The sequence below is a fragment of the Bacillus pfraonensis genome, from assembly GCF_050768835.1.
Lineage (GTDB): Bacteria > Bacillota > Bacilli > Bacillales > Bacillaceae_G > Bacillus_A > Bacillus_A pfraonensis.
In genome coordinates, this window is sequence record NZ_JAHCDO010000005.1 from 67,340 (window position 1) to 84,904 (window position 17,565).

The following is a 17,565-nucleotide window of genomic DNA, read 5'->3' on the forward strand; positions in this document are numbered from 1 at the left end:
AAAAGCGACAAAAAACCTCCTTACGTATAAGGAGGTTTTTTGCTTATTTTTTATTTGAAAGTCACTCTTATATCATATATACGTTTTACTTCGAAATAAATGGATGTTTATCAAAATAAAACCGCCAAGGATAATGAACAGCTTCTTCTGCATAATCAATATTGATACGGGGTCCAGCCATAATCTCATATTGAGAAGATAAGTGTTCTTCTTTAGAGACTAATTCAATATATAATTCATCACCTTGCAGTGATAAGCCGCGTTCTTCTAACGTAATGCCAAGTGCACGGCATAGTTTCCCAGGGCCATTTGTTAAGTTTTTGTATTGTGCTTTCGTAAGCTCTGTTTTACCATAACGCGCCATTTTCATTTCTTCTATTCCATCGACGGGTTCTAGTGCCCGGATCAGAACGCCTTGCGGGGTGCCGACTGGAGCCGTGATGACATTAAAACAATGGTACATGCCATAAATAAGATATACATAAGCATGTCCTGGTGCGCCAAACATAACTTCCGTCCGCTCCGTGCGTCTTCCGCCATAGCTATGTGCCGCTTTATCATCTGGTCCTTTATATGCTTCGACTTCTACAATGAATCCACTTCGCTTTATCCCATCGACTATATGTACAAGCTTATGCCCAAGTAGCTTTTTAGCAACTTCTAATGTATCGCCCTCATAAAAAGAAGGAGGTGCTTTCATATCGGTATCTCCTTTACTAATGATATACGTATATATTAAACCAAATTTGTGTGCGAGATTCTAACTCGTTCTAATTAATAAATTTCTTTCATAAATTAGGGATAGGGTAAAAGCAGCTAAGAGGAGGGAATACGACATGATTTATCGCTTGTTGGCTCTTAATATAGATGGGACACTCGTGCAGAAAAATGGGAAGATACCAAAAGGAACACGAGAAGCTCTTGATTTTGTAAAGCGAAAAGGTGTGTATGTTACGCTGTTTACAAGCAGGCACTTTCAATCTGCTCATAAAATAGCGAAGTCATTAAAACTAGATTCCATATTAGTTACGCATAGCGGCGCTTTTATTTCTGCTTCATTAGATAAACCGCTCGTTCAAAAACGATTATCAGAAGAAAAGACGTTTAATATTGTGCAAGTACTGGAACATTTTGAATGTAATGTCCGGATTTCACATGAACGTTTTTCTATCGGTAACCGTGAGCGCAATACACCGAATTTAATTGCCCGTACTGTATTATCAAGCACAGAACCACTATTTTATCCTGTTCAATTTGTGGATTCATTAGGTGATGCACTTCGCGATCAGCCTGTTGCAGCTCCGAAAATTGATGTTGTGTTTTCAAGTAGAGGAGAAAAAGACCGTGCGCTCAAAACATTGAAAAAAGCATTTGAAAATGTGGAGTATATAGAATCTGGTGGGGGAAGGATAGAAATTCTTCCGCTGCATGTATCAAAATTAAGAGGGTTACAATTATTAGGAGAACACCTTGGAGTAGAACTGAGTGAAATGGTGGCAATTGGAGATAGTTTGGAAGATTTAGATGTCATTGCGAGTGTTGGATTGGGAGTGGCAATGGGGGATGCACCTATTCCAGTGAAGCAAGCAGCAGACTGGATTACGCGTTCCAATGGTGAAAACGGAGTGGAATATATGATTAAGGAACATTTCCGAAAGCAATTTCCAATTCCATTTTTAAAAAATCATTCACAGGTTCATAAACGGTGATAGGGTTTCTAAAAAACGTAGCTTAAAAGCTACGTTTTTTAGTGTCTTTATTCCACAGTTTTGTGAGGCTTTTCCGGGAAAATGAGGTAAAAGCTTCTGTATTGACCTGTACACGCCCTTCAAGTAAACTAAAGAGAGTTTACAAATGAAAAGGTGATAAGTGTTGTTAATTTCAATAAAAACGTTACAAGATGATCGTTTTCTACGTCCGCTGCAAAATATTAGCGGCTTATTTTTTGAAGAAAGCACGATAGGATTTGAGAAAGAAGATGCGAATCTTATTGTTGAAATACAGATAGAAGGAAACGTGACAGCTTCAGCTCGTTTAACAGACGCCCAGACTGGTGATATATATGAAGAAACGTTTTCAAAAGATTTATCTTCTTTTACAGAAGAAAAAGAACGTATGAAACAGGTAAAGCATGTCGTTTCTTATGTGTATCTTTCTGTTTTACAGCAGTTAACTGGAATTGAACAGAGCTGGGGAATTTTAACAGGGGTGCGACCAACGAAACTTCTTCATAAGATGCTTCAAAATGGTATGTCAAAAGAAGAAGCGCATAAAGAACTTCGTGAAAGCTATTTAATTCATGAAGAAAAGATTGAACTTCTGCAGCGTATTGTTGATTGCCAATTAGCAGTTGTTCCGGATTTATATCGTTTAAAAGAAGAGGTAAGTATTTATATCGGTATTCCGTTCTGTCCGACAAAATGTGCATATTGTACATTCCCGGCGTATGCGATTAATGGACGTCAAGGATCAGTGGATTCTTTCTTAGGCGGTTTGCATTATGAAGTTCGTGAAATTGGTAAGTTCCTAAAAGAAAAAGGTGTTAAAGTTACAACGATTTATTACGGCGGCGGTACGCCAACAAGTATTACAGCAGAAGAGATGGACATGTTGTATGAAGAAATGTATCAATCATTCCCAGATGTAACAAAAGTACGTGAAGTAACGGTTGAGGCAGGTCGTCCAGATACGATTACGCCAGAAAAGCTAGAAGTATTAAATAAGTGGAATATTGACCGCATTAGTATTAATCCACAGTCGTATCATCAAGAAACGTTAAAAGCAATCGGGCGCCATCATACGGTGGAAGAAACGATTGAGAAGTATCATCTGGCACGTCAAATGGGAATGAACAATATTAATATGGATTTAATTATTGGTCTTCCTGGTGAAGGATTAGAAATTTTCAAACATACGTTAGATGAGACAGAAAAGTTAATGCCAGAATCATTAACAGTTCACACATTATCATTTAAGCGTGCTTCTGAAATGACGCAAAACAAGCGTAAATATAAAGTGGCAGGCCGCGAAGAAATTACCGCGATGATGCATGAAGCAGAAGAGTGGACGAAGAATCATAATTACGTACCATATTATTTATACCGCCAAAAGAACATTTTAGGTAACTTAGAAAATGTTGGCTATGCAATGCCTTCGCAAGAAAGCATTTATAATATCGTGATTATGGAAGAAGTACAATCGATTATCGGTCTTGGCTGCGGTGCATCAAGTAAATTTGTGCATCCAAAGACAGGGGCAATTACGCATTTCGCAAACCCGAAAGATCCGAAATCATATAATGATGGTTATATCAAATATACAGAAGATAAGCTTGAAATTTTAAAAGAGCTATTTTCTTAAGAGAAGGGACTGGCCTGAAGTTTCGCATGTTGCGAGGCTTTAGGTTTCAGTCTTTTTTTTTATAAAAACCATTTCTTTTGGGTAGGAGAGAGCGTCCGCCCATGCATAGAAGCGGTCAGTGCCTTTTTTAGCGCCATATCAAGTAAAAACAAAGGTGGAAAATGAGTGGAAATCTGCTTTTGTTTTTCAAAGCTGTGATTTGGATGCTAGAAAATCAAAATGAATCTATGTTTGTAAAACAGTGTCGAGAATGATCAGAAAAAGAAGGTAAAAATGTAGAGGAAATGTCAACTTATAGACGAAATGATAGATTTATGAAAGTTAAAAGGGGGTATAGTTTGGCATGTATATGACGATTGGGAGGATTTTTGATTTAACGGTTGGCAAGTATCCGAATAAAGAAGCGTTAGTAGAACCAGAAAGGAATATTCGCTGGACGTATAAAGAATGGGACGAACAGGTAAATAAAACGGCGCATGCTTTGCTTGCAGAAGGTGTGAAAAAGGGAGATACCGTATCTGTTTATTTATATAACTGCCGTGAATTTGTAAACGTTTACCTCGCTTGCGCTAAGATCGGCGCAATCTTCAATCCGATTAATTTCCGCTTAAAAGCAAAAGAAGTAGCTTACATTCTTCAAGATGCGTCTTCAAAAGTTGTTGTATTCGAAAAAGCTGTTGAACAAACAGTTGCGATGATTGAACGAGATTTTCCAAACAGTTCTTTTTGGTACATAGAAGATCATGCACCTTCATATGCTGCTTCTTATCATGAAAAAGTAAATGCAGCGTCATCTGAACCGGTGGATATTGTTATTGAGGAAACAGATTATTGCTCAATGCTTTATACAAGTGGTACAACAGGTCATCCAAAAGGGGTTCTGCATCGTCATCGTGAAATGGCTGAACATAGTATGATTTGTACGTATTTCTTAAAATATAACCGTGATAGCGCCGGTCTTGCTGTAGCACCGATGTACCATTGCGGTGAATTAAATGCTGGTATTATACCAAGGATTCAAGTTGGCGGGAAAAATATTATTTTACACCATTTTGATACAAAGACGGTATTACATACAATTGAAAAAGAAAAAATCACGACATTCTTTGGTGCGCCAACGATGTGGAATATGATGTTACAAGAAGATTTGTCACAGTATGAATTAAGATCGATGAAAATTGGGATATACGGCGGAGCAGCGATGGCACCGGCACTTGTAAAAGAATGTAAAGAACGTTTGCATATTGATCTTGTTCAAATTTACGGAATGACAGAGATGGGTCCGGTTATTGCATTCTTGGTAGAGGAAGATCAAATTACGAAAGCTGGTTCAGCTGGAACACCTTGTTTTAGTCACGAAATTCGAATTGTAAAACCGAACGAAGAGGGACCGGCAGAACCAGATGATGTACTGCCGCCGTATGAAGTCGGAGAAATTATTTCACGTGGACCAACGATGATGGCAGGATATCATAATCGCGCGGAAGCGACAGCAAAGTCTATATATAAAGGGTGGTACCATTCAGGTGATCTCGGTTATTTTGACAAAGATGGTTATCTATATGTAGCAGATCGCGTTGACGATATGGTGATTAGTGGCGGAGTGAATATCTATCCGCGTGAAATTGAAGACTTCTTGCATAGCCATCCTAGCATATTAGATGTGGCTGTACTTGGTGAACCGGATGAGTTGTGGGGGGAACGCGTTGTTGCGGTAGTGGTCAAAAAAGAGGAACATATTACAGCAGAAGATTTAGAAAGGTATTGCAAAGAAAGTGATGAATTAGCTGACTATAAACGTCCGCGTCACTATATATTTGCAGATGAGCTACCTCGTAATGCGAGCGGGAAATTGCAGAAGTTTGTGTTGAGAGAATCACTAAAGGGTGCTAAAAAGTAAAATAATAGCTTTTCAATTTGTTTTATTACAAGTTAAGATATTTTTTGAAATTCTTTGTTAAAGAGAAGATTTATAAAATGTTGCATATTATAAAAAGGATAGAGAAAGCAGAAAATATTTATGCTTTCTCTATCCTTTTTTGTACTACATATAGCTTTATTATCATAACGTTTAGGTTTTACTACACTAGAATTTTTTTAAGAACGTGCAGTGTTTTCTACAAATTCTTTTATTTTCATGCTTAATACTGAATGTGTACTTTAGTATATGAGTTTGTATTCTCCTTTAAGAAAGTTCATTTCACGAACAATTATATAAAAATATTAATATGAGTTATTTTAACGGTAATTATTAGACTTTTATGATATTTTACTTGTTTTTTGTTCGGTTCTTGTTACAATAGTAGTTTGGTTCATATGAAACTAAAAACTACTAAAAGGAGAAGTATTAAGAAATGTTTAAAAAATCTGCATCAATTGTCTTAGCATCTAGTATACTTTTTATTCCTATAAAAGGACTAGCTGAAACCGTACCAACTTACAATACAGCAACTACAACAAATAACACTGTCCCCCCAAAAAAACAATCTGGATGGATTCAACAAAATGGTACATGGTATTACTTCAATCTAGATGGAACTGTAGCAAAAGGTTGGTTACAAAACAGTGATACTTGGTATTTCTTAAATTCAAGCGGAGCTATGCAAACAGGATGGGTATTTGATGGTAGCGCTTGGTATTACCTAAATTCTAGTGGAGCTATGCAAACAGGATGGGTATTTGATAGTGGAGCTTGGTATTATTTAAGCTCAAATGGTGCTATGAAAACAGGGTGGCTTCTCGAAGGTAACCAGTGGTATTACCTAAATTCTAGTGGAGCCATGCAAACAGGATGGGTATCTGATGGTAGCGCTTGGTACTATCTAAACTCAAATGGTGCTATGAAAACAGGATGGCTTCTTGAAGGTAACCAGTGGTACTACTTAAATTCAAATGGCTCGATGAAAACTGGTTGGCTACAGGAAGGAAGTGCATGGTACTATTTACAGTCAAATGGTGTTATGCAAACTGGATTCGCTTCTATTAATGGAGAAACATACTATTTCAATAACAGTGGTACTTGGATTCCTAAAAATAAAATTACCGCTACTTCATACATAAATCTTGATTTAACGTATGCTTCAAATGTTACTGGTAAAGAAATTGATGCCGATATTAAAAAGTATCAACCAGATAGTCCATTAATTGGACATGGAGCTGACTTTGTTGCAGCTCAGGCTAAGTATGGTGTTAACGCGCTTTATTTAGCGGCACATGCTATTTTGGAATCTGGATATGGTAAATCTGAAATCGCATATCGCAAACATAATTTATTTGGTTTGCGCGCTTATGATTGGGATCCGTTTAAATATGCGAAATATTTACCAACTTTCGGTGATAGCATTGCCTATAATGCCGATTATGTAAGAGATAAATATTTAGAGGAAAATGGATCATATTATTATGGGCCTACATTACAAGGGATGAATGTGATGTATTCAACAGATCAGGAATGGTCTACCAAAATCGCAAAAATTATGGAACGTATTAAACCTTTCCAAAAGCAAGATTATTTATATGCAACAAAATTACCTAAAAATCAAAATACATTAAATGTTGACGGACTTTCAAATAACATTCCATATAAAACATATCAACAAGGGGCGACAGCAAAAGCGAAACAAGCTACTTCTTATTACGTGGTGCCATATCCATTTGATGGAGAAATTAAAAGTCAGTCTGTTACAGCAAACGTCCAAGGTACATTAGCATTAGGCAAATCGGTATATGTTTATCGCGAGGATCCAAACGGATGGATTGAATTTTCATTTGAAAAAAATGGGGATAAATACTGGGTATTAAAAACTGGATTAAACATGTAGACGGCACAACTTTTAGGAAAAAGCTACAAGAGCCATAGCTTCTGAGGAAAGTATGATGCATTTTTACTTAAGTAAAGATAGAAACTCCAATCAGCCGAGCGCCTTTTTCAAAAAGGTCTTGGCTTTTTTGTATGCGTTCATTCTTTTTTTGAATAGAACCGGTGCACATAGTGTGAAAAACAATGTACCATTTCTTCTTTCGTACATTCACCTTGTATGTACGAATTTTGCCACCATATTTGATTCTTGTGTATGAAAGCGGGGTGGAAATATGTTTCTTATTACATGAGGCTATGTAGAAGTCTTATCAAATAAAAAAGTACAACACTACATATGAGTGGTGTACTTCTCTATATGATGTACAATATGAAAGACAAGATATCAGGTATATAACCATCATGTACAATCACTTATCTTTCGTTTTTATTTGCGTGAAAAACCTTCTTCATCAAGGTATTCTGCAGCTTCTGGATAAGAATTAAATGTTCCATCTAAATTCACGCCAGCATATACATTCCACATATCATCTTCTTGGATAAGAGTAAGGATGTGTCCATCTTCATTCTGCCATTCTTCTTCTTTAGTAGGTGCAGCTTGTGCTACAACTTCTTCTGGCTCTTGAGATAGAAGTTCAATTGATTTTTCAATTAATGAGCGTAATTCGTCTGCTGAAAATTCACGGATGTTAACCATGCCTTTATCATCTGTTTTATAACCGCTAATACCGCCTGCGTATACAAAGCCATTACCATTTGGATGTAAATGATAAACGACGTTCTTTTTGTCTAAGCGGCTTTCTTCAAAGTGAAAGTTCACACGTTTTAATGATACGTTCTTTCTTTCCAACTCTGGGAAAGATTCGATAATCGATAATTTTTCTTCAAAAGTTAGCATAATGCCTCCAAATATATAGTAAAAGATTTAATCTGTTCATTATAGCACAGTCGCTTATCTTTCCAAAGGTAGAATACATGAATACGGTTACTTCACGAGACTGTAAAGAGTTTCTTCTAAAAGTCACTGACGAATGCGCTTTTCGGACGTTACAATGGTACGTGGACATTACCCGCATTAACTGATAGTAACACTCCCACCTTAGAAGTCGGTGAGAGCAAGGAAGTGAGGTAGGAGATGAACTGCCGGTAAATGCCCGATTGGTGTGGGCTAATAATTAGTGGGGATGAAGAAAACCCCCCACTGATTAAAGTCTCACTTTATATTGCGGTGATTTTTTTATGGTTCAAAAGATAGCAAAGGAGTGCTTAGCAGGTTTTACTGTTGCGATTGCATTCGGGATTGCAGTGACAGGAACATCTATCTGAAGGTGCGTTAGTTGGATTTAGGTGCGAGTGTAACGCTTGAACATGTACAACTACATATTGAACAGACACTGTTTAGCTTGACGAATGATAAGCAAAGAGAAAAGTTGAAAATGGTGAAAGAGCGGTAGAGGTGTAAGAGAAAAAGCGTCTTTCTGAAAGAGAAGAACGCTTTTTTCTTTGAAGAATGATACATTATACACTTTGTGGAACGGTTAAGTACTGTGCAATATATAAGCACATTTCCTTTTCGAAATTACTATATGTATATAAGAAGATTTCAAGACCTTCTCTTTGATAAATATGTATAGGATCTTCCTGTTGATATTGCCGTAATTCGATTGCTTCTTTTAAATTATGCATCGCATCTAAATAATTTGCCCAGTGTTGATCGAGAGAGTGTAAGCCTACTTGTTGTAATGCTTGTTCTAGTTCTGTACGATCATGTAGCGCGCGCACTTGATCCAAATAGCTTGCAATTGTATTTGCTAACAATTTATTGAGCGCTTCAATTGAGTTCACCGTGCTTGCTGACAATGTTGGTAGTTCTTCTATTGGCATAATAGATTGTAATTCTTCTATTAATGCAGTGAAATTCCATTCTTCTGGAATCATTTCTTCCAGAAGGTATTTTTTAGCGGTAGAATCAATTGTATGCTCTATCATTGGAAGTGCTGTTTCGGTTATACTTGTTTCTTCACGTAAGAAACGATTGCGAAGTTTATAGATTACATGTCGATGATCATGAATAACGTCGTCTAACTTTACATGATATTCACGAATGGAAAGGTGAGTGCCCTCACAAATGAGTTGTGTACGATTCACTAAATCATGTATTTTTGGAGTGAGAATGAGTCCGTTATCGTCCGTTTTTAATGATTTCTTTAGTTTTGCTACTTCTTCTTGAGCAAAGCGCTGGAACATATCATCTTCTAATGAAAGGAAAAATTGTGAACTACCAGGGTCACCTTGTCTACCAGCTCGACCTTTTAATTGGTTATCGACACGTCGAGATTCATGACGTTCTGTCCCGATAACATGTAGACCTCCAAGTTCGGGTACACCGTCTTCTAATAAAATATCTGTACCGCGACCAGCCATATTTGTAGCGATTGTAATTTGGCCTTTTTGTCCAGCTTTTGCAATGAAAGCAGCTTCTTGTTCTGTGCTTTTTGCATGTAGTAATTGATAAGATAAATTTGCTTTATCTAAATAACGAGCAGTCACTTCCGATTGCAGGGTGGATCTTGTTTCGATTAAAATAGGCTGACCTTTGGCATGTCGTTTCATAACTTCTTCACGAACTGCATTATACTTATTATCAGCCGTCATATAAACTAGGTCTTTTGCATCTTCACGAATGATAGGACGATTTGTTGGAATTGGTATAATATCCATACCGTATACATGATTAAGCTCTTTTTCCGCTGTACTTGTCATTCCGGATAAAGTCGGGTACATACGAAAGAAATTTTGAAGTGTAATAGACGCTTGTGTCTGATTTTCTTCTGTAATTTTCAAGCCTTCTTTCGCCGCAATTGCTTGATGTAAGCCATTGCTTAATGAACGTCCGTCCAGTACACGTCTTGTAAACATGTCAATCAGCATAATTTTGTTATTGTGCACGATATAATCAATATCTCGTTGGAATGTAACATATGCATACAAAGCTAGTGTCATATAATGATAAAGACGTTGATGTTTCATATTATATAAGTTATCAATATGAAATAAATCTTGTATTTTGGTTATTCCCTTATGTGTAAATTTAGATGACTTTGTCTCTGCATCATATGTATAGTGAATGGTGTCTTGAAATGACTTGATTGCTTTTGCGCATAAGTAATGTAATTTAGAACTGTCAGTTTTTTGTCCAGTAATAATGAATGGAGCTTTAGCTTCATCAATTAAAATGTTATCAATTTCATCAATAATTGCAAAATGATAAGGGCGTTGTACCTGTGAGAGCGATGAAGTTTGCATGTTATCTCGAAGGTAATCAAGGGCAAATTCAGCTCCGGTTCCGTATGTAATATCGGCTCCATATGCATGTTTTTTTTCAAGAGGTTCCATTTCTGGAATGTTTAATTCGACTTGTAATCCAAGAAATTCGTGAATCTGACCGATTAAATTTTTATCACGTTTTGCTAAATATTCATTCACTGTAATAACGTGTACACCTTTTCCTTCTAAGGCACGTACATAGGTTGGCAGGGAAGAAGTGAGTGTTTTTCCCTCTCCGGTTGGCATTTCTACAATATTTCCTTCTAATAATATGAGTCCTCCAATTAACTGAGTATCATAATGGCGTAATCCAAGTACACGCTTTGCCGCTTCACGAACGACAGCAAATGCTTCCACTTTTATATCATGAATTGTTTTTCCTTTTTGAAGAATCCCCTTGAAAATCGTAGTTTTTTCGCGTAATGCCATGTCAGATAGTGTTTCCATTTGCGGTTCAAGTGCATTAATTTCACCAATGAGTAGTTCATATTTCTTGAGCTTGCGTTTTGGTGAGTCCCCCAATATTTTTTTGAACGAATTCAACATGCTATTTACACCCCTCTTACTGACAATAGCCTCATTATAGCACATGTTATTAGGAACAAGTAGAAGTAGTAAGTAGAAGTAAAAGGCGAATGATGATATATGGAAAATTAAATATAAGTCCTTTTGTCCGATTTATCCCGCATTAACGGGCAGTAAGACCCCCACCTCAAGATTCAGAGTGAAAAGAGGAATCTTGAGGTGGGGGATGAAGAAAACCGCCACTGATTAAAGTTTCACTATATAGTTTTTAGAAAATAAAGTGATAGTAGTGCTGTAAAAATGAAAAGTAGCATCCAAATAAATGGATGCTACTTTTGAAGGTTTTTTAGTCTGCTCTTAAATCAACAATGACGTAGGCTAATATGACGACAAAGAAAATACTAACAGCTGGTGCAGTTAATACATGTCCAGCCGTAAAGGCAATACCTAGTGCCAGTACAATCACGCTGGCAAGTAGCATATATCTTACAGTCATAATCGATTTGAAGTTCGTAATGACACGGATGAATAATCGAATTCCAAAATAAACAAAAGGTAACAGATAAAGCAAGAAACCAATGATTCCAAATGCAAAGAATAAATCATGAAAGTCCATTTCAATCAGCTTAATTGTATTTTTATCTGCATAGTTTCCTGAATACCCCATACCGAGTAACTTTTGTGATGTAGGGGCTTCTTTATAGTATTGTTTATACATTTGTAAGAATTTATCACGGTCACTATAAATTAAACTATTCATTTCTCCACTTGTTAATTTTCCTTCTGCATCTTCAGGATCCTCTGTAATTACCTTGCCGTCTTTTCTTGCTTGTTCTTCGCTTGCTAATTTTTTATCTTCATATATTTGTAAATGAATGCCCATATTTTTGGCGATAGGAGTAAGTGGTGTGACTGCCAATAAACCGCCTAGTACAACGAGAGCAACAAGGGCATTAACAAGATGTGCAAACCCTTTACCTACTTTTTTACGATTCATTATATACTCAATAAAAGAAAAGAGAAGTGCAATGCCAAGTGTAAGGACAATTGCGCCATACCCTACTTTTGTTCCAACCATAATACTGGCATACATCGCTAAAATTGTTGGAATCCAGTAGTATATTTTCGAAAAAGAAGTTGTTTTTTGTACAGAGTAGAGTACAACCATTGGGAACGTGATTGCTAAAATAGAACTCAATTCATTTCCCGCAAAGAACCATCCTCTAGAGCCGATTTTGTCGTACGAGTAACTTGAGAAATCTGTTCCGGATGCTATAGATACAACCATAACCATACTTACAATTAGCGCTGCATATAAGAAATATGTAATGAGTTTATCTGAAGCATAGTGTTTATCTTTTAATTCTTTAAATACAAGAATGTATCCAAACAGTAAAACGATTGGATAGGTACTTTTTAAAATAAATTTAATTTCCTCGCCAAAAGAAATTGGTTGTTTGACGATCAGATTGTTTACAAGACCGGCAGCAAGCATGATGCCAAGTAAGACTAGATAGAAAACGTATTTCTTATTACCAGGTTGTTTCCAATTGAAAAGTAGATATCCTAGAGCGAGAGTCATAAAGGCAAATCTTACTACAATTCCGACTGTCGCACTCATGTGTAATGTGTAAATAGAAAAAGATGTTAATAAATCTAAAATTGGTTGCAACACAATGAATAGTAACAGGAAATGTGGGAAGTAGTTATTCGTCTGGTTCAACTTGTTAACCATGGTTTCCTCCATTTCTTCATTTTTACATGATAAGGTTCATACATCAAAATAAGAATACACCATTTTATTATAACGGTAAATAGAAGCGGATATGCGAAAAATATGTTTTAATTCAGTTGCTTTTTTACATGATAATGGTAAGATTCCTAAATTTTCGGGAATATTAGACAGAAAATTACGAAAAAAGAAGGGTTTTCTACCTCTTTTCTTTAATTATACAAGTATAATCTTTAGAGAAGAAAGAGGGATATATAATGGAAGTAAAAAGTAAAGCAGAGTCTGTAGTTGTGAAATATGAAGGACGAGTAGCAACAATTATGATGAATCGCCCAGAAGTATTAAATGCATTAGATGAACCTACGCTCAAAGAATTATTAACAAAACTGAAAGAAGTAGCTGAGAGCTCCGTTCATATTGTCGTACTATGCGGAAATGGACGTGGTTTTTCTGCGGGTGGAGATATTAAATCTATGCTTTCCAGTAATGATGAAAGCAAGTTTGAAAGTATTATGAATACCATTTCTGAAATAGTTGTTACATTATATACGATGCCAAAACTAGTGATCAGCGCAATCCATGGCCCAACTGCGGGACTTGGCTTAAGTATTGCTTTAACAGCTGATTATGTATTGGCAGATATTTCATCGATCATTGCGATGAACTTTATTGGAATCGCTTTAATACCAGACGGCGGAGGGCATTTCTTCTTACAAAAACGTCTCGGTGAAAATACAGCAAAACAAATCATTTGGGAAGGGAAAAAGTTATCTGCAACAGAAGCGCTAGAACTTGGATTAATTGACGAAGTGATCGGAGAAAACTTCCAAGGTGCTGTGAAACAAAAAATCAATGAATGGCTTCAAAAACCAATTAAAGCAATGATTCAAACGAAACAAATTTTATGTGAAGTCAATCGCTCAAACCTAGAACAAACACTGCAACTAGAAAAGCGCGGACAATACGCAATGAGAAAAACAGCTGATCATAGAGAGGGAATTGCTGCATTTTTAGAAAAACGTCCGCCAGCGTTTAAGGGGGAATAAAAGGGAAGAAAGTGTTAACACATTTTAGTATAATTGTGTTAGCACTTTTTTATTGGGAGATATAGATGAGAAAAAGAGTTATTGTGATGATACTTTTATTTGTTATGTACATTACGTTGCATAGCACTCCTAGTTTAGCAGTCCGAACGGCTATTTTTCTTTCGGGACATCCTACTATTGCTTTTCAGGGAGAAATTCAAAAGAGATCGAATCCATATCAAGAAGCGATACCAGAATCACTGCGGGTGATATATGGAGAGGAGCAAGAGGGTTATGATGTATATTATTTCCCTAGTCCATATGCGAAGGAAAAAGAGCGAGGCTGGGGAAGTGCGTACGTAAAGAAAGTATGGTTTATGTACAATGCGGAATTAGGTGAATTGTAAGGAATGAAAGGGGCGATAGAGAGACTATGTCAACTTATAACAAGCTAGTTAGAGATCTTGTTCCAGAAAAGATTTTAATGTCTGGAAAAACATATACGTCGAAGAAATTAACAGGTCAAGCATACATAGAAGCATTAGCGAAAATCGGGACAGAAGAAATCCGTGAATTTGCCTCAATGAAAGAACGAGAGCACGCACTAGACTCACTTGCGGATGCACTAGAAATCATTATTTCGCTAGCGCGTGCAGAAGGAGCAACATTAGAGGATGTTGAACGTCTCCGTAAGCAAAAAGAAGAAGAGCGCGGTGGGTTTGAAAGAGGAATCTATTTGCTGGATGTTTCGGAGGAGTAGTTTGATAGAGGGGATCTATTTTAGACAGGGAGAGAATGACATGGAAAACAGCAAACACTTGTATCAGGTTGGGGACTATCGTCTATGGCTAAACACTGAAACAGGAGCCCTGCAAATGAAACTTGATGGGAATAGAGAATTGTACAATATACCGAAGAATACGAAATTGTACGAGCGGCTATTAAATGACTTTTTCAGCAAGCCAGTAGAGCAGGAAAATAAGTAGTTAAGACAATTGATAGTTGCATATAATAGATGAACAGCTCCCTTTTTAGAAAGAAGGAGCTGTTTATTTTAATTTTTCCGGATTTTTGATTTTAATTGAAGCAACTTCCCGCAATCTAAGCAAACGGTATAGATTTTCTGTGAACCAATACCCATTTTTTTATGTAAAGGACGAAGATTGATATAATTTGTTGCTTGTACAAATGAATTTCCTCCGCAATTTTTGCAATGCATGCTATTCACCCTCTACTATTTATAATATTAAAAAATTTGTAATTCTGAAATGGTTAGGGAAGTATTTTTTGTTTTACTGACATTATATAATTTTAGAAAAGAAATATACAAAGATCCCCAACGTTATTAGTAGTGGTTTCATAACAATTCCGTTATACTGAATATTAGAAAAACGAAGTGGAGGGACCAACATTGGCACATCATGCAAAAGAAACAATGGAACTTATTAAACAGCTTGTTTCCATTCCAAGTCCATCTGGAAACACGGGGAAAATCATTCATTTTATTGAAAACTACGTAAAAGAATGGAATGTAGAAACGAAGCGTAACAATAAAGGTGCGCTTATCTTAACGTTAAAAGGACAAAATGACGAGCAGCATCGCTTACTAACTGCTCACGTTGATACATTAGGCGCAATGGTAAAAGAAATTAAATCTGACGGTCGCCTTCGTTTATCGATGATTGGCGGATTTCGCTGGAACTCTGTTGAAGGAGAATATTGCGAAATTGAAACAGCGAGTGGAAAGACATATACAGGTACAATCTTAATGCACCAAACATCTGTCCACGTTTACAAAGATGCAGGCGAAGCAAAACGCGATGAAAAAAATATAGAAGTTCGCATTGATGAGCGCGTATCTTCAGCGGATGAAGTTCGTGAGCTCGGAATTGAAATAGGGGACTTTGTCTCATTTGACCCACGCGTCCAAATTACAGAGAGCGGCTACATAAAATCGCGTCACTTAGACGATAAAGTAAGCGTGGCAATTCTACTAAAATTAATTAAAAGATTACAAGACGAAAATATCACATTGCCATATACAACACATTTCTTAATCTCTAATAATGAAGAAATTGGCTATGGTGGTAACTCTAACATCCCAGAAGAAACAGTAGAATACTTAGCTGTTGATATGGGGGCACTGGGAGACGGGCAAGCATCAGATGAATACACAGTATCTATTTGCGCGAAAGACTCTAGCGGTCCATACCACTACGGTTTACGCAAACATCTAGTAAATCTTGCAAAAGAAAACAATATTGAATATAAAGTAGACATCTATCCATACTACGGATCAGATGCATCCGCTGCAATCCGCGCTGGCTTTGACGTGAAGCATGCACTAATAGGAGCGGGAATTGATTCTTCTCACGCATTCGAGCGTACACATGAAAGTTCGATTGCGCATACAGAGGCGCTTGTGTTTGCTTATGTGATGTCTGAGTTGATTAGGGAATAATAGAATAGAAATTAGGAAGAGCTAGCTGATTGAAAGTGCTGATGTAAGGGCATTTTCAATCAGCTTTTTGTTTTAAGAGATTAAGAGAGGATAATACTAGTTATTTTAAATTCGAGATAGTATTGTATGTTACGGTTTAATTATTTTTAGAGGGAATAGTATGAAAAAAGTATTGGCGGGAGAAATAGCTGTTAGTTTTTTACTAGCAGGATGCGAAGGTGATGAAAATACTAGAAAATAAGGATATTAATTCTAGTAAAGACAATAAGAACGAAGCAAAAGTGAGCTAGGAAATACAAGGATCACAAGTGAATCCGCAAGTACAGAGCCGTTACACCGTTGCGATGAATCCTTTTGAAGAGGATACTTATACATTGTATGTGTTTGCGAATAATGAAAAACATGAAACACAGGTGGATATATGTGCAGGGGCTACAGCTGGGGATGAGATATGCAAAGGGACATATCAACTTGCACTTCAATCGACGAGTTCCGTATTGTATTTACAAGAAGCACAAATGGAGACAACGTGCTGCAGAAGCAATTTACTCCGGAATTTTAGATTACTATGAGTGGAAAGGGAATGACGTTTCGGCTTACCGTTTATAATAGATAGAGAGGCTCCCGTGATGGGGAGCCTCTTTTTTGTGTGGCACGGTGAAATTTGACGGGCAGTCGATATCGTTTTTATACATGCTTATCTGCCTGATCTAGCAGGTTTGCCAGTATCATGCTATTTTCCTGATCTGCATCATACTGCACAATATCGTCATACTCAAATAGCTCGAATTCTTCACCAAATTCCTGTTTCATGAATTCGATAAATTCGCTAATGTTTTTCTCAATCTCTTTATTGCGGCGAAACTCCATCATAATCGTCCGAAATCTGTGCGGGGGAATATCGCATTTAATATGATAAGACTTGCTAATACTAAAAGAATCCCCTGAATCGTATAAACTGTATGTATACAACAGAAACTCAGCTCCTTTTCTTACATGATATGTATATCGTTCCCGTTTTTATGAGATGCTTATTCGCAAAAAGAGGCTACTCCGTTTGGGTAGCCTCTTTTTGTATGACGGAATTTGTCGGAAGGTCGATATCTTATGTCGAATCGCCGATATATTTGAAAGAACGATCGATATCGTTTTATCGATAAATTATGATGAGTTACTTTTCCTTAAGTTCTTCTTGTTTGGCTGCTAATAAGTTACGTAAAACATGCCCTCGGTAGCTTTCTAGTTTTCTTCCTTCTAAATAACGAACACCTAATTTTTTTAATTCGGCTACGTACCATCCTTTTGATCCAAAATGCAT

General features: G+C 36.8%; 16 protein-coding genes. 10 read left to right on the forward strand and 6 right to left on the reverse strand.

Annotated features, from left to right (window positions below):
- Positions 1–85: 85 nt before the first annotated feature.
- Positions 86–700, reverse strand: a complete 615-nt coding sequence (locus KFD70_RS06655; RefSeq protein ID WP_336450757.1) for a DNA-3-methyladenine glycosylase — start codon at positions 698–700, stop codon at positions 86–88.
- A 136-nt stretch (positions 701–836) separates the two neighbouring features.
- On the opposite strand from KFD70_RS06655, the gene KFD70_RS06660 reads away from it, so the two are divergent.
- From KFD70_RS06660 to KFD70_RS06675, 4 genes are all read left to right on the forward strand, one after another.
- Positions 837–1,709 (forward strand): Cof-type HAD-IIB family hydrolase, encoded by an 873-nt coding sequence (locus tag KFD70_RS06660; protein ID WP_336450758.1) that lies wholly within the window; start codon positions 837–839, stop codon positions 1,707–1,709.
- 160 nt (positions 1,710–1,869) lie between these two features.
- The gene (locus tag KFD70_RS06665; RefSeq protein ID WP_336450759.1) at positions 1,870–3,360 is read left to right on the forward strand and encodes a coproporphyrinogen III oxidase; all 1,491 of its coding nucleotides are present in this window, start codon (positions 1,870–1,872) and stop codon (positions 3,358–3,360) included.
- Positions 3,361–3,703: 343 nt separating this feature from the next.
- Entirely contained in the window at positions 3,704–5,260 is a 1,557-nt protein-coding gene (locus KFD70_RS06670; protein WP_336450760.1) for a fatty acid--CoA ligase, read from the forward strand.
- Positions 5,261–5,714: 454 nt separating this feature from the next.
- Positions 5,715–7,181, forward strand: a complete 1,467-nt coding sequence (locus KFD70_RS06675) for a glucosaminidase domain-containing protein (RefSeq protein WP_336450761.1) — start codon at positions 5,715–5,717, stop codon at positions 7,179–7,181.
- 423 nt (positions 7,182–7,604) lie between these two features.
- Here KFD70_RS06675 and KFD70_RS06680 read toward each other — a convergent pair whose 3' ends face one another.
- From KFD70_RS06680 to KFD70_RS06690, 3 genes are all read right to left on the reverse strand, one after another.
- Positions 7,605–8,075, reverse strand: a complete 471-nt coding sequence (locus KFD70_RS06680) for a hypothetical protein (RefSeq protein WP_336450762.1) — start codon at positions 8,073–8,075, stop codon at positions 7,605–7,607.
- Positions 8,076–8,695: 620 nt separating this feature from the next.
- Entirely contained in the window at positions 8,696–11,050 is a 2,355-nt protein-coding gene (secA2, locus tag KFD70_RS06685; RefSeq protein ID WP_336450763.1) for an accessory Sec system translocase SecA2, read from the reverse strand.
- Between the two features lie 325 nt (positions 11,051–11,375).
- Positions 11,376–12,764: an O-antigen ligase family protein gene (locus tag KFD70_RS06690; protein WP_431613039.1), complete on the reverse strand. Its 1,389-nt coding sequence runs from the start codon at positions 12,762–12,764 to the stop codon at positions 11,376–11,378.
- A 254-nt stretch (positions 12,765–13,018) separates the two neighbouring features.
- Between KFD70_RS06690 and KFD70_RS06695 the strand changes: the two genes are divergently transcribed.
- The 6 genes from KFD70_RS06695 (at position 13,019) to KFD70_RS06720 (ending at position 16,819) form a co-directional block, all read left to right on the forward strand.
- Complete coding sequence (locus KFD70_RS06695; RefSeq protein WP_336450765.1) at positions 13,019–13,807, forward strand: enoyl-CoA hydratase; 789 nt, start codon at positions 13,019–13,021, stop codon at positions 13,805–13,807.
- A gap of 65 nt (positions 13,808–13,872) precedes the next feature.
- Positions 13,873–14,193, forward strand: coding sequence for a hypothetical protein (locus KFD70_RS06700; RefSeq protein ID WP_336450766.1), 321 nt, complete (start codon positions 13,873–13,875; stop codon positions 14,191–14,193).
- 26 nt (positions 14,194–14,219) lie between these two features.
- Positions 14,220–14,546 carry a nucleoside triphosphate pyrophosphohydrolase gene (locus KFD70_RS06705; protein WP_336450767.1) on the forward strand — a complete coding sequence of 109 codons (327 nt, stop codon included), beginning with the start codon at positions 14,220–14,222 and terminating at the stop codon, positions 14,544–14,546.
- 40 nt (positions 14,547–14,586) lie between these two features.
- Positions 14,587–14,772 (forward strand): hypothetical protein, encoded by a 186-nt coding sequence (locus KFD70_RS06710; RefSeq protein ID WP_098359332.1) that lies wholly within the window; start codon positions 14,587–14,589, stop codon positions 14,770–14,772.
- Positions 14,773–15,197: 425 nt separating this feature from the next.
- Complete coding sequence (locus tag KFD70_RS06715) at positions 15,198–16,247, forward strand: M42 family metallopeptidase (RefSeq protein ID WP_336450768.1); 1,050 nt, start codon at positions 15,198–15,200, stop codon at positions 16,245–16,247.
- Between the two features lie 308 nt (positions 16,248–16,555).
- A complete protein-coding gene (locus KFD70_RS06720) occupies positions 16,556–16,819 on the forward strand; it encodes a hypothetical protein (protein ID WP_336451018.1) in 264 nt (87 codons plus the stop codon).
- Between the two features lie 115 nt (positions 16,820–16,934).
- Here the strand turns inward: KFD70_RS06720 and KFD70_RS06725 are convergent, their stop codons facing one another.
- The gene (locus KFD70_RS06725; RefSeq protein WP_336450769.1) at positions 16,935–17,219 is read right to left on the reverse strand and encodes a hypothetical protein; all 285 of its coding nucleotides are present in this window, start codon (positions 17,217–17,219) and stop codon (positions 16,935–16,937) included.
- A 199-nt stretch (positions 17,220–17,418) separates the two neighbouring features.
- Positions 17,419–17,565 carry a YflJ family protein gene (locus KFD70_RS06730; RefSeq protein ID WP_336450770.1) on the reverse strand — a complete coding sequence of 49 codons (147 nt, stop codon included), beginning with the start codon at positions 17,563–17,565 and terminating at the stop codon, positions 17,419–17,421.

Bases quoted from the DNA above. Each gene is read 5' to 3' on its own strand.
- KFD70_RS06655 (WP_336450757.1), bottom strand. From the start codon at position 700: ATGAAAGCACCTCCTTCTTTTTATGAGGGCGATACATTAGAAGTTGCT.
- KFD70_RS06660 (WP_336450758.1), top strand. From the start codon at position 837: ATGATTTATCGCTTGTTGGCTCTTAATATAGATGGGACACTCGTGCAG.
- KFD70_RS06670 (WP_336450760.1), top strand. From the start codon at position 3,704: ATGTATATGACGATTGGGAGGATTTTTGATTTAACGGTTGGCAAGTAT.
- KFD70_RS06675 (WP_336450761.1), top strand. From the start codon at position 5,715: ATGTTTAAAAAATCTGCATCAATTGTCTTAGCATCTAGTATACTTTTT.
- KFD70_RS06680 (WP_336450762.1), bottom strand. From the start codon at position 8,075: ATGCTAACTTTTGAAGAAAAATTATCGATTATCGAATCTTTCCCAGAG.
- secA2 (WP_336450763.1), bottom strand. From the start codon at position 11,050: ATGTTGAATTCGTTCAAAAAAATATTGGGGGACTCACCAAAACGCAAG.
- KFD70_RS06690 (WP_431613039.1), bottom strand. From the start codon at position 12,764: ATGGTTAACAAGTTGAACCAGACGAATAACTACTTCCCACATTTCCTG.
- KFD70_RS06695 (WP_336450765.1), top strand. From the start codon at position 13,019: ATGGAAGTAAAAAGTAAAGCAGAGTCTGTAGTTGTGAAATATGAAGGA.
- KFD70_RS06700 (WP_336450766.1), top strand. From the start codon at position 13,873: ATGAGAAAAAGAGTTATTGTGATGATACTTTTATTTGTTATGTACATT.
- KFD70_RS06705 (WP_336450767.1), top strand. From the start codon at position 14,220: ATGTCAACTTATAACAAGCTAGTTAGAGATCTTGTTCCAGAAAAGATT.
- KFD70_RS06710 (WP_098359332.1), top strand. From the start codon at position 14,587: ATGGAAAACAGCAAACACTTGTATCAGGTTGGGGACTATCGTCTATGG.
- KFD70_RS06730 (WP_336450770.1), bottom strand. From the start codon at position 17,565: ATGCATTTTGGATCAAAAGGATGGTACGTAGCCGAATTAAAAAAATTA.